Here is a 12,175-nt window from a genome sequence, read left to right on the forward strand (position 1 = left end):
CCGCACAGGGACCGCCCAGTGCCGCACGCCTCAGTCCCGCACGCCCAGGTCCTCCCGCATCATCCGGCGCATCACCGAAAGGCGCGGTTCGGCCTCCTTCAGGTCGATCAGGGACTGCTCCGCGCTCTCGCCCTCCCCGGCCAGGCCCCGGTCGAGACGCTTGGCCGCGGCGTCGACGCCCGCCAGGACCTCGTTCACCGCCCGCGAGGCGCTCAGGATCCGCTCGGGCACCACCATCTGGGCCTCGGCATAGCGGTCGCGGTGGTCGCGCCGCACCTCCTCCAGCTGCTCGCGGTCCTGCTCCGTGTACACGCCGTCGCGGATGCGGTGCAGCGCGTCCTTGAGGAGCGTGTGGAACTGGCGCGAGGCCCGGTTCATCGCCGTGTACGCGTCGCGGCGCTCCTCGAACCGCCGTCCGCGTTCGGCCGCCTCGGCCTCCTCCGCGCGCCCGCGTGCGCTCAGCCGCTGGCTGAGCACGGGCGCGAAGAGGGTGCCGAGGACGCCGACGACGGCGGTGATCATCGCGCTCACTTCGGCTGTCATGGCCACGACCCTAGGTCAACCCCGGCCCGGCGAGGACGTGATGAACCCGGTACCGGTCCCGAGCACGGGAACGGCCCGCCGGAAGCCATGCTTCCGGCGGGCCGTTCGTTCGCCATGAGCCGTCAGGCCCTCAGGCCGTCAGGCGTCGTCGGTCACCGGCTCACTTGCCGTAGTACGCACCGTAGATCGCGACCGTGGACACGTTGCCCTTCTTGTCCGTGATCTTGGCCTTGTAGGAGATGGCCTTCCCCTTCGCCGGGTTCTTGACGGTGATCTTGCCCTTCTTGACGGTGACCTTCTTCCAGGTCTTGCCGCTGTTGTACGACACCCAGACGGTCAGCGACTTGAGGTTCTTGCCCGCGGCGGCGCCCTCCACGGTGACCGGGAAGGTGGCCTTCCTGCCCGCCGGGACACGGTTGTCCAGGCCGGTGCCGGCCTTGAAGCGGAGCGTGGAGGCCGGCAGCTGGACCTCCGTCCGGCCGGACGGCTTCTTGGAACGGAACGTCCAGCTCGCGTCGACGCGGGTGGAGGCGTTCGCGACCTTGGCGCTGCGCTTGACCGAGGTGGTCAGCCGGTACTGGGCGTCACCGGCGGTCACGGTGAAGGGCTGGTCCCCGAACAGCGGGTCCTTGTTGGAGGCGACCTTCTTGCCGTTGCGGTACAGGGTCGTGTTCGCCGAGGTGAACGTCGAGAGGCCCCAGTGCGCCTGGGAGTCGGAGAACAGCGGCAGGGCGCCGTAGAGCTCGTTCCCGTAGCGGAAGAGGCCGTAGTTCCGGCTCAGGTGGGGACCGAACACCGCCCTGTTGAAGGTGTTGGTGTAGGTCTTGCCGCCCTTGTAGGTCCTCATGCCGTCGGGCACGTACAGCGCCTCGGTGATCGGCACACGCTTCTCGTCGTGGCCGCTGAACTGCTCCATGAAAAGGGACCACATGATGCCGTTGCCGGTCGACAGGTACAGCGTCCGCGTACCCGGCAGCTTCTGCTCGATGCTGTCCGTGACGGTGACGCCGTCGTAGAGCACTCCCTGTGGCGTGACGGCGCCGGTCTTGCCGGAGGCGCCCGCGCCCACGTTGTTCTTCACCGTGGCGAGCTCACGCGCGGCGTAGTGGCGGACCTTGCCGCCCTGGAACCGCTTGACCGTCGCGGCGGTCGCCACGTCGTATTCGGCCTTCGCGCCCTTGGTCCACTGGCCGCTCCAGGTCTGGCTGAGCCCGGTGACGTCGCCGCCGATGGAGCCGGTGCGCAGCTCGGACCAGGAGCCGACGGTCATGGAGAGACCGACCATCGCCGGGTCGTAGACGTAGCCGATCGTCCCGATGTGCTGCCGTGCGGTCTTGTCCGGCACGGTGATGTCGGCCTTCTTGGCGTTGCGGGCGTCGACCGTGACCGTGACGTTCCCGGTGACGGTCAGCTTCGGCTGGACCAGCCAGTCCAGGCCGCCCTTGAAGGTGGTGAAGTCCTTCGCGATCCAGGCGTCCAGCAGGTAGGTGCCCTTGGGCACGCGCACGGTCGACGTGCCGGATCCCGCGGGCACCTGGTAGGCGCGGTCCGCGCCGCGGCCGGTGTAGCCGAACAGGACCGTGTCATTGCCGGCGGCGGGCTTCCCGTCCCGGCCGATGTGCTTGACGGTGACGTCGTACGACTCGACCTCGCGCTGCACGGCCGCGGCCGTACGGACGGTCTGCCCGCCGCCGGTCGCCGTCACGTACGCCGAGTACGCGCCGTCCAGGGTGCCGCCCAGCCGGGTGTTCACGGTCACGTCGACGGAGGCCTTGTCGCCGGCCGGGACCGTCACCTCGGTCGCGCCGAGGGTGAAGAATCCGTCCGGGGCGGGCTGGCCCTTGGGGCCGGTGGCCGTCATGGCGAGGCTGAGCGTGACGTCCTCGGTACCGAGGTTGCGGTAGGTCAGCTGCTTGGTGACCGGCTCGTCGTCGGTGTGCGGCCAGGCCTGGACGCCGAAGCTCACCGACACCGGGTCGGCGATCACGGTCTGCTGGATCGCCTTGTCGACGGCGATACGGCCGGCGCCCTGCTGGAAGGGGGTGTACGGGCCGCCCTTGGCGGAGCCGGCCAGCGCGCCCTTCAGCTCGGCGTAACCCCAGTCGGGGTGCTGCTGCTTGAGGAGCGCGGCGGCACCGGCGACGTGCGGGGTCGCCATCGAGGTGCCGTCGATGGTCAGGTAGCCGGCCGGGTTCTCGCCGACCTCCTGGCCGATCAGGCTGTTCTTGGCCGCGGCGGCGGTGATGGCCACGCCCGGCGCGGTGACGTCGGGCTTGATGGCGCCGTCGCCCAGGCGCGGGCCGGTGGAGGAGAAGTCGGCGAACCGGTCCTTCTTGTCGACGGCGCCGACGGTGAGGGCGGAGTCGGCGCTGCCGGGCGAACCGAGCGACTCGGGGCCCTCGTTGCCGGCGGCGATCGCGAAGAGGATGCCCTTCTCGGCGGAGAGCTTGTCGACCTCCGCCTCCAGCGGGTCGACTCCGGGGGTGTCCGGGCCGCCGAGGCTGAGGTTGACGATGTCGGCGCCCTGCTGGGCCGCCCACTCCATACCGGCGAGGATGCCGGAGTCGTCGCCGTAGCCGTCGTCGTCGAGGACCTTGCCGTTGAGGATCTTGGCGCCGGGCGCCACACCCTTGTACTTGCCGCCCGACTGGGCGCCGGTGCCCGCCGCGATGGAGGCGACATGGGTGCCGTGGCCGAAGCGGTCGGTCGTGCTGCGGGCGGTGGAGAAGTTCTTGGCCGCCACCACCTGGGACTTCAGATCGGCGTGGGTGGCGTCGACGCCGGTGTCCAGGACGGCGATCTTCACGCCCTTGCCGGTGTAGCCGGTCTGCCAGGCCGTCGGCGCGCCGATCTGCGGCACGGACTTGTCGAGGCTGACCTTGCGGACGCCGTCGAGCCAGATGTGCGCGATGCCGGCGCTGGTCCGGTCCCCCTTGGTGAGCGCCTTCCACAGCTCGGGCGTGTCCTTGAGGGGCGTCTGCACCGCGTCGGCGTTCAGCGCCTTCAAGGCGCGGCGCAGGGTGCCGGCCTCGCGGACGTCGGCCCGGGCGGTGGTGGCGGTGCCCTGGTAGCCGACGATGACCTTCAGGCCGTTCTTGAGCGACCTGCGGGTGGCGGCCTTGTTCAACTCGGTGATGTCGAACAGGCGTTGGTCCAGCTTGCCGGAGGCGATGAGACGGGATGCGTCGGCCGGTACGACGAGGGTGTGTCCGCCCGTCCGGCGGACCTGCACGGGTATCTGCTCGCGGCCCTCGGCCCGGTGCAGGCCGACCACGCGCCCCTTGGCGTCCACGGTGACCCGGTCGCCGGTGATGAGAGTGACGGTGCGGTGGGCCGCGGGCCCGGCGGCATGGGCCGAGCGCTGCTCGGGCCCCGCCGAGGCGGGGCTGGTCATACCCGCGGCGAGGGCGACGGCCGCCGCCGCGGCGACCGTGGCCACGCACGCTCTTTTCACTTGTCTGCGCAAGACTCCCCCTGGAAACAGAGTGCCGAGCGGATTCCCTGTCCACTCGGCCGGGGGAAGGCTCGCACAAGTGCGCTATACCCCCACCCCCCGGAAAACGAAGTATGCCGGGGGGTGATCAACTGCTCAATACCAGGGTGCGGTTAGAGCCATCGCTCAGGCGCCCGCGTTCTCCTTGACGGTGATGCGGCCCTTGCGGATGGTCGCCAGGCGCGGGGCCTTCCTCGCGATGGCGGAGTCGTGGGTGACCATGACGAACGTCAGCCCGTGCTCCTTCCACATGCGTTCGAGCACGTCCATGATCTCGTCGCGCATGGACTCGTCGAGGTTGCCGGTGGGTTCGTCGGCGAGCAGCACCTTCGGCTGCTTGACCAGGGCGCGGGCGATGGCGACGCGCTGCTGCTGGCCGCCGGACATCTCGGACGGCAGGTGCCCGAGCCGCTCGCCGAGCCCGACCGACTGCAGTGCCTCGGCGGCCCGTTCGCGCCGTTCGGCGGTCTTGATGCCGAGCGGGACGAGGGCGGTCTCGACGTTCTCCTGCGCGGTCAGGGTCGGGATCAGGTTGAAGGACTGGAAGACGAACCCGATGCTCTCGCTGCGCACCCGGGTGAGCCGGGCCTCGGGCAGCTTCGCCAGGTCGGTGCCGTCGAGGACGACCTGGCCGGAGGTGGGCCGGTCCAGGCCGCCCAGCATCTGCAGCAGCGTCGACTTGCCGCCGCCGGTGGGGCCCTGGATGACCAGGCGGTCGCCGTCGCCGATGGTCAGGTCGACCTGGTCGAGGGCACGGACGACCTCCTTGCCCCGGGTGTAGTGCTTGGTGACGCCGGTGAGTTCGTACATGGGGGAAACAGCTCCTGGGATGCGGGGAGAAGGGGGGCCGACGGCCCACTGGGTCGCGGCGGGCGGCGCGCTACTCGACGCGCCGCAGGGCGTCGGCCGGGCGCAGCCGGGAGGCCCGCCAGCCGCCGAACGCGCCCGCGATCAGGCCGCCGGCCACGGCGAGGCCGACCGCGAGGACGATGGTGGTGAGGCTGACCGGCGCGGTCAGCGCGACCTCCAGGGACTTCGCGGCCTGCCGGCCGGGTCCGCCGAGGCCCCCGCCGCCGAAGCCGCCGCCGAAGCCGCCCCCGCCGCCAGCGCCGCCGCCGCCCGAACCGCCGAGCTCCGCCTGCAGCGTCGGGCTGATCGCGGTCACCGCGTACGCGCCCGCCAGGCCGAGCGCGATGCCGAAGATGCCGCCGACCAGGCCGTTGACGACGGCCTCGCCGACCACCTGCCGGGTCACCCGGCCCGACTTCCAGCCCAGCGCCTTGAGCGTGCCGAACTCGCGCACCCGCCGGGAGACGGCCGAGGAGGTGAGCAGGCCCGCGACCAGGAACGCGGCCACGAGCACCGCGATGGACAGCCACTTGCCGACGTTGGTGGCCAGGCTGGAGGCGGTGGACAGCGAGCCGGAGACGGTCTTGGCCAGGTCGGCGGAGGTGGTGACCGTGGTTCCCGAGACGTTCTTCTGGACGGCGCTCTTGACGGCGTCGATCTGCTGGGAGTCGGTCGCCTTGACGTAGATCGTGGTGACCTTGTCCTTGTTGTCGCTGAGGGTCTGCGCCTGCTTCAGCGGGATGTAGAGGTTGGCCGCCGCGTCCCCGCTGCTGGCGGTGGCGATGCCGATCACCTCGTACTTGACGCCCTTGATGGTGACGGTGCCGCCGACCTTGAGCTTCTTCTCCTTGGCGTACGCGGAGTCGGCGACGACGACCTTCGCGTCCGTCTCGGTGGTCTTGAAGGTACGGCCGCTGGTGATCTCCGAGGAGGTCAGCGGGCCGAGTTCCGGCTTGGTGACGTCGGTGCCGTAGACCGTGTACTGGTTGACGTCGAAGTCGGCGCCGCCGCCCTGGACCCGGCCCTGCGGCTGGGAGCCGGGGCCACCGCCCATCCGGCCGCCTTCGCCCTGCTGGAACTGGCCGCGGGTGAACTGGCCGCTTACCTTCACCACGTTGAGGCTCAGCCCGCCGACCGCGGAGGAGACGCCCTTCTGGTCCGCCACCTTGGTGACCGTGGAGGCGGACAGGGTGGTGAAGCCCTGCACCATGACCCGGTCGCTGCTCTGGGTGTCCTCGGACCCGTTGTCCTTGGCGTCGAACCGGAAACGCGGGCGCTCGGAGTCACCGGACGGCGGCGTGGCCGCCTTGGTGACGGTCATGTCGGTGCCCAGCCCGTACAGCGACTGCAGGACCTTCTCCTGCGCCGCGCCCATGCCGTTGGACACGGAGTTGACCACGATGACCAGCGCGATGCCCAGCGCGAGGCCGGAGGCGACGACGAGAGCCGCCTTTCGACGGCGGCGCAGCTCGCGCCTCAGGTAGGTGAAGAACATGGGCCGAAGGTAGGGGCGCCGCCTGATGAGGTCTTGAGGCCGTCATGAGAGGAGCATGAGAAGACCGGTGCGGCCCCGAGGGGCGGCACCGGTCTTCACGGGCAAGGGGTCGTCAGACGGCCGAATCGGCCTTCCACTGCGCCCAGCTCAAGTTCCAGCCGTTGAGGCCGTTGTCCGGAGCGACGGTCTTGTCGCCGGTGTTCTGGACGATGACGACGTCACCGACCATCGAGTTGTCGAAGAACCACGAGCCCGGAGTGTTCGGGTCGTTCGCGCCCTTCGCGTCCTGCAGGCCGACACAGCCGTGGCTGGTGTTGACGTTGCCGAAGACGCCCGGCCCGCCCCAGTAGTTGCCGTGGATGAAGGTGCCGGAGTTGGTCAGGCGCATGGCGTGCGGCACGTCCTTGATGTCGTACTCGCCCTTGCCGTCGTCGTCGGTGAAACCGACCGTCGCGCCGTTCATCCGGGTCTCCTTGAACTTCTCGGAGATCACCATCTGGCCTTCGTACGTCTTGTTCTCGGGCGACCCCGCGGAGATCGGGATGGTCTTGACGACCTTGCCGTTCCGCGTGACCTTCATCTGCTTGGTCTTCGCGTCGACGTAGGAGACCTGGTTGCGGCCGATGTTGAAGGTGACCGTCTTCTGCTGGACGCCGTAGACGCCCTGGGCGCCCTCGACGCCGTCGAGGTCGAGCTTCAGCGTGACGGTGGAGTTCTCCTGCCAGTACTGCTCGGGACGGCAGTCCATGCGCTGCACGCCGAACCAGTGGCAGGCGACCTCCTGGCCGCTGGAGGAGGTGACGGTGATGCCCTTCTGCACGGCCGCCTTGTTGGTGATCGCCTTGTCGAAGTTGATCGAGACGGGCATGCCGACGCCGACCGTGGTGCCGTTGTCCGGATTGAAGGAGCCGATGAAGCTGTGCGCCGGGGCGACCGTGGTGAAGGACGCGTTCTCGTGAGCGGCCCGGCCCTTGGCGTCGGTGGCGCTCGCGGCGACCTTGTAGGTGGTGGCGCGCTCGAGCTGGGCGTCGGGCTTCCAGCTCTGCTTGTCGGCCGATATCTGCCCCTCGACGGCCGTACCGTCGGCCGTCGTCATGACGACCTTCGTCAGCGTGCCCTTGGCCACGACCACGGCAGCGGAGTTGTTGATCGAGGCGTTGTCGGAGCCGTCCGCTGGTGTGATCTTGATCTGGGCCTCCGACGCCTCCTCGGCCGCGGCCTTGTCGGCCTTGGCCTGCGAGGTGTCGCCACCGCCGCCGGCCGAGTCGCTGTTGCCGGAACAGGCCGTGAGCACCAGTACACCGCCGAGCAGTGCGGACGCGGCCGTCAGGCGCTTGCGCCGCTTACTGTTCGTCATCACACGCTTCTCCATCGTTGGCGAGTCCCAAAACCCCTCGAGGCCCCCGTCGCGAGTCCTCAACGCTACGACCGTTTCGTCCCATTTCCCACGTCGTGGACGTGTGGGACTTGCCACGTCCGCCGTAGCGGACGGTACGCGGCCCGGCCTGCGCGTTGCGTGAGACGACGAAACCCCGGACGTCGGTTGCGGCCGGGGTCGCCGATGTGATCCGGACGACGTCAGCCGGAGTGTCCGGTGCCGCCCGCCTTCTCGTCGTCCCCGCCCTCTTCGTCCTCGTCGTCTTCCCCGTTTTCCTCGACTTCCTCGGCTTCCTCATCGACATCATCCTCGCCGAACTCCCAGTCGGGCGAATCCGGGTCGTACGCGATGGGTTCGCTCGACCAGGAGGCCTGCTGGAGTTCCACCCCCGGCACCTCGCCCACCAGGTCGAACGGATCGACCAGGTACGCCAGGGCCTCGGCGGTGTCTTCCGTCACAGCGCCCTCGGCGTGCACCCGCTCCGCGGGGTCCAACTCGCCGTCCTCGATGTGCTCGGCGATCCGGCTGCGGGCCGCCCCGATGACGGCGTCCTCGTCCTCGATCTCGAGGACGAGCTCGACACTGAGGCGGACAAAACGTGAAGTCTCTGGAGTGCTCATGGTCGGAGGGTACGGCTCAAACCTCCCGTGACTTTCCTGTGACCCGCGACGTTCACTAACATCGCCCCACACGGCCAATTCACCAGCGCCACAAGGGGATCGATATTCCGTGTCATCCGCTCGCCGTACGTTGCTGACCGCCACCGCCGCGGGCACCCTGCTGGGCGCCCTGTGGTTCGTCCCCTCCGCGGACGCGTCGGTGGGCACTCCGGCGAGAGGGGCGGACCCGGCGGCGCCGACCGCCCAAGTCACGGAACAGGGGCGGCCCGCCTCGACGGTGGAGACGTCCGGCGCCCAGGAGGACGCCTCCACCGGGAGCGGGACCGAACTCGCCGACACCGGAAGCATCGACACCACTCCGTACGTCGTCGGCGGCACCGCGCTCCTCATACTGGGCGCCGGTTTCGTGGTCTACTCCGTGCGCCGGGAGCGCCTCGGCTTCTGAACCCGCCCGGCGCTCCCCCGACTTGGGCCCCTGCCCGCCGTCCTACTGAAGCGGGCCGGTGACGGTCTCGGCCGCCGCGACGAGCCGGCCGTCCCCCACGAAGGCGTCCGCGGCGGCGAGGTCGGGCGCGAGGAAGCGGTCCGGGCCCGGTCCCTCCACCCCCGCCTCGCGGGCGGCGTCGATGACCGCCCGGCTCGCCGGAGCCGGGGTCAGGCCCTCGCGCAGCTGTACGGCGCGCGCGGCGGCGTACAGCTCGATCGCGATGATCCGGTTCAGGTTGCCGACGGCCGTACGCAGCTTGCGCGCCGCCGACCAGCCCATGGAGACGTGGTCCTCCTGCATGGCGGAGGACGGGATGGAGTCGGCGGACGCCGGTACGGCGAGCCGCTTCATCTCGCTGACCAGCGCGGCCTGCGTGTACTGGGCGATCATCAGGCCCGAGTCGACGCCGGCGTCGTCGGCGAGGAACGGCGGCAGGCCGTGGCTGCGGTTCTTGTCGAGCAGCCGGTCGGTACGGCGCTCGGCGATCGAGCCGAGGTCGGCGGCGGCGATGGCGAGGAAGTCCAGCACGTAGGCGACCGGGGCGCCGTGGAAGTTGCCGTTGGACTCCACCCGGCCGTCGGGCAGGACGACGGGGTTGTCCACGGCGGAGGCGAGTTCCCGCTCGGCGACCAGCCGGGCGTACGCGAGGGTGTCCCGGCCGGCGCCGGCGACCTGCGGGGCGCACCGCACGGAGTAGGCGTCCTGGACGCGGGGCGCGTCGCCCTGGTGGTGCCCGGTGAGGCCGGAACCCTTGAGCACGGCCAGCATGTTGGCGGCGGAGGCGCCCTGTCCCGGGTGCGGGCGGATGGCGTGCAGCTCGGGGGCGAGGACCTTGTCCGTGCCGAGGAGCGCCTCCAGGCTGAGGGCGGCGGTGATGTCGGCGGACTTGTACAGCGTGTCGAGGTCGGCGAGGGCCATGATCAGCATGCCGAGCATGCCGTCGGTGCCGTTGAGGAGGGCCAGGCCCTCCTTCTCGCGCAGTTCGACGGGCCGGATGCCGTGCTCGGCGAGCAGCTCGGCGGCGGGGCGTACGGCGCCGTCGGAACCCTCCGCGTCACCCTCGCCCATGAGGGTGAGGGCGCAGTGGGACAGCGGGGCGAGGTCGCCGGAGCAGCCGAGGGAGCCGTACTCGTGCACGACCGGGGTGATGCCGGCGTTGAGCACGTCGGCCATGGTCTGCGCGACCTCGGGGCGTACGCCGGTGTGCCCGGAGCACACGGTCTTCAGCCGCAGGAACATCAGCGCCCGCACGACCTCGCGCTCGACCCGCGGGCCCATGCCGGCGGCGTGCGAGCGGACGATGTTGCGCTGGAGCTGGGTGCGCAGCTCCTGGCTGATGTGCCGGGTCGCCAGGGCGCCGAAGCCGGTGCTGACGCCGTAGACGGGCTCGGGCTTGGCCGCCAGCGCGTCCACGATCTCCCGGGCCGCCGTGAGGGCCGCCACCGCCTCGTCGGAGAGCTCGATACGGGCGCCGCCGCGCGCCACGGCGAGAACGTCGGACGCGGTGACCCCCGACGTCCCCACCACCACAGTATGCATATCCATATTCAGGAGCGTACGCAGTGAATGCGAAGATGTCACTAGTGGATGCCGGGAGTGACTCTTACAACTCGCGGTCTGAATATGCCCGAATACCCGGCGCCGCTCAGGGCCTGCGGCCGCGGAAGCGGCGCCGCTCCACCGGGGCCTCCGGCACGGGCGGGGGCGCGTCGACGAGACGGACGACCGGGTCCTGCGCGCCTTCACGGCCGGCGACCACGGGCCGGTCGGCGCGCAACGCCTTCGCCCGGTACTGGGCGGCGTCGGCGAGCCGGAACAGCCGCCGGGCCGACGGTACCGGCCGGATCGCGTGCTCGGTCGAGGCCACCCCGCAGGCGACGCCCTCGCCCAGTTCCAGCTCGGCCGCGCGCCGGCACAGCTCGTCGGCCGCCTTGATCACGTCCTCGGCCGAGGGGCCCACCGCGACCAGGCAGAACTCGTCGCCGCCGAGCCGTGCCACGAGGGCGCCGGGCACCATCGCGCCGCACAGCGACAGCACGGAGCCGAACCGTTCGAGGAGCCGGTCGCCGACGGCGTGGCCGAGGGTGTCGTTGACCTGCTTGAGCCCGTTGAGGTCGCAGACGACGAGACTGACGACGACGCCGTCCGCGCGGTGCCGCTCGATCGCCTCGTCGAGCATCACGTCGACGGCACGGCGGTTGGCGAGCCCGGTCAGCGCGTCCGTGAACGCCAGCCTGCGGGCCTCCTCCAGCCGCTCGCTCTGGGCGAGCCCGGCGGCGACCACGGCGGCCAGCACGGTGGCGAAGTCGGCGTCGGAGCGGTCGAAGAGGGGGGTGCCGACCGGACGGGCGACGTAGAGCTCTCCCCAGGCGCGTCCGTGCTGCACGATCGGCGCGACCACGCAGCAGCCGCGCCCTCGCCTGCGCAGCGCGGCGACACGCCGGTGGCTGTAGCCGGGGTGGCCCGCGGCCGCGCCGTCGGCGGTCTCCACCCAGGCGTCGGGTTCACCGCCCGAGGCCCACCGCTCGTGCAGGAACTCGGTGATCTCCGGGAACTGGTGCACGGGGTAGGCCTCGTCCTCCGGGAACTCCTCCTCTTCCGGCGCCCGGTCCCCCACGTTCACCAGGACCCGCAGCCGGCCGCGCTCGCGCTCCCACGTCGAGAGCGCGGCGAAGCTCCCCTCCAGCGCCCGGCACGCACCGAGCGCCGCCGCCCGCCACGACTCACGCGAGGTCTGCGCCGCGGCCATCCCCTGCGCCAACGCCACGACGTCCGCCAGCCGCCTGTTCTCGCCCATCACCCCAGGCTAGGGATGTTTCAGATGAATCGAGACATTGGCCCACCCGCCAGTGCGCCGCGAACGGCTCCCGCAGGTCACCGCAACCCCAGACGGGCCCACACCCCCGAGTCAGCGGGGCCCGACACGGGCCCGCGGCCCCGGGTCAGCGGGGCCTCACACAGGCCCATACACCTCCGCCACAGGACCCGACACGGGCTCACGCGCCTCCGGACATGCGAGGCACGGCCCCCCTTCCTCGGCCAGGTGTGGCCCGTCGAGCACGGTGGCCACGTGGTCCGGCGGTCACGGCGGACGGCAGGCGCGGAGCCGCGGGGCCGTTCGGACCCAGTGGCGGCGCGCGCCTCTTCCGGCCGGCGCGCGGCACGGCCGCCGACAGTCGCCGGGGCTGCTGCCCCCCGGCTCGGCCCGCACAGCCACCATCCGCCGATCACGGCGCCGGGCAGCCGCGATCCCGCCGGCACGGCAGTCGCACGGACCGGCGGCCACGGCGAACGGCAGGCGTGCCGCCGC

The 12,175-nt window shown here is 71.1% G+C and carries 9 protein-coding genes; 1 reads left to right on the forward strand and 8 read right to left on the reverse strand.

Features of this window, described 5'->3' with window-relative positions; genetic code table 11:
• Positions 1 to 30: 30 nt before the first annotated feature.
• The 6 genes from ACWC91_RS02295 to ACWC91_RS02320 all read right to left on the reverse strand — a co-directional run bounded on the left by ACWC91_RS02295 (position 31) and on the right by ACWC91_RS02320 (position 8,378).
• Positions 31 to 543, reverse strand: a complete 513-nt coding sequence (locus tag ACWC91_RS02295; protein ID WP_225078903.1) for a hypothetical protein — start codon at positions 541 to 543, stop codon at positions 31 to 33.
• Positions 544 to 703: 160 nt separating this feature from the next.
• On the reverse strand, positions 704 to 3,937 hold the full coding sequence (locus ACWC91_RS02300; RefSeq protein WP_225079013.1) for a S8 family peptidase: 3,234 nt from the start codon (positions 3,935 to 3,937) through the stop codon (positions 704 to 706).
• A gap of 225 nt (positions 3,938 to 4,162) precedes the next feature.
• Positions 4,163 to 4,846, reverse strand: coding sequence for an ABC transporter ATP-binding protein (locus tag ACWC91_RS02305; protein WP_225078904.1), 684 nt, complete (start codon positions 4,844 to 4,846; stop codon positions 4,163 to 4,165).
• 70 nt (positions 4,847 to 4,916) lie between these two features.
• Entirely contained in the window at positions 4,917 to 6,380 is a 1,464-nt protein-coding gene (locus tag ACWC91_RS02310) for an ABC transporter permease (RefSeq protein ID WP_225078905.1), read from the reverse strand.
• Positions 6,381 to 6,492: 112 nt separating this feature from the next.
• Positions 6,493 to 7,737: a L,D-transpeptidase gene (locus ACWC91_RS02315; protein WP_225078906.1), complete on the reverse strand. Its 1,245-nt coding sequence runs from the start codon at positions 7,735 to 7,737 to the stop codon at positions 6,493 to 6,495.
• Between the two features lie 221 nt (positions 7,738 to 7,958).
• Positions 7,959 to 8,378, reverse strand: a complete 420-nt coding sequence (locus tag ACWC91_RS02320) for a hypothetical protein (protein ID WP_225078907.1) — start codon at positions 8,376 to 8,378, stop codon at positions 7,959 to 7,961.
• 109 nt (positions 8,379 to 8,487) lie between these two features.
• Between ACWC91_RS02320 and ACWC91_RS02325 the strand changes: the two genes are divergently transcribed.
• Positions 8,488 to 8,823, forward strand: a complete 336-nt coding sequence (locus tag ACWC91_RS02325) for an LAETG motif-containing sortase-dependent surface protein (RefSeq protein WP_225078908.1) — start codon at positions 8,488 to 8,490, stop codon at positions 8,821 to 8,823.
• 42 nt (positions 8,824 to 8,865) lie between these two features.
• On the opposite strand, the gene hutH is transcribed toward ACWC91_RS02325, so the two are convergent.
• Both hutH and ACWC91_RS02335 read right to left on the reverse strand, forming a co-directional pair.
• Positions 8,866 to 10,404 carry a histidine ammonia-lyase gene (gene hutH, locus ACWC91_RS02330; RefSeq protein ID WP_225079014.1) on the reverse strand — a complete coding sequence of 513 codons (1,539 nt, stop codon included), beginning with the start codon at positions 10,402 to 10,404 and terminating at the stop codon, positions 8,866 to 8,868.
• Between the two features lie 106 nt (positions 10,405 to 10,510).
• On the reverse strand, positions 10,511 to 11,662 hold the full coding sequence (locus ACWC91_RS02335) for a GGDEF domain-containing protein (protein WP_225078909.1): 1,152 nt from the start codon (positions 11,660 to 11,662) through the stop codon (positions 10,511 to 10,513).
• Positions 11,663 to 12,175: the final 513 nt, after the last annotated feature.

It is taken from the genome of Streptomyces sp. NPDC001204 (assembly GCF_053598035.1).

Bases quoted from the DNA above. Each gene is read 5' to 3' on its own strand.
- ACWC91_RS02310 (WP_225078905.1), bottom strand. From the start codon at position 6,380: ATGTTCTTCACCTACCTGAGGCGCGAGCTGCGCCGCCGTCGAAAGGCG.
- ACWC91_RS02335 (WP_225078909.1), bottom strand. From the start codon at position 11,662: ATGGGCGAGAACAGGCGGCTGGCGGACGTCGTGGCGTTGGCGCAGGGG.
- ACWC91_RS02300 (WP_225079013.1), bottom strand. From the start codon at position 3,937: ATGACCAGCCCCGCCTCGGCGGGGCCCGAGCAGCGCTCGGCCCATGCC.
- ACWC91_RS02320 (WP_225078907.1), bottom strand. From the start codon at position 8,378: ATGAGCACTCCAGAGACTTCACGTTTTGTCCGCCTCAGTGTCGAGCTC.
- ACWC91_RS02295 (WP_225078903.1), bottom strand. From the start codon at position 543: ATGACAGCCGAAGTGAGCGCGATGATCACCGCCGTCGTCGGCGTCCTC.
- ACWC91_RS02315 (WP_225078906.1), bottom strand. From the start codon at position 7,737: ATGACGAACAGTAAGCGGCGCAAGCGCCTGACGGCCGCGTCCGCACTG.
- ACWC91_RS02305 (WP_225078904.1), bottom strand. From the start codon at position 4,846: ATGTACGAACTCACCGGCGTCACCAAGCACTACACCCGGGGCAAGGAG.
- hutH (WP_225079014.1), bottom strand. From the start codon at position 10,404: ATGCATACTGTGGTGGTGGGGACGTCGGGGGTCACCGCGTCCGACGTT.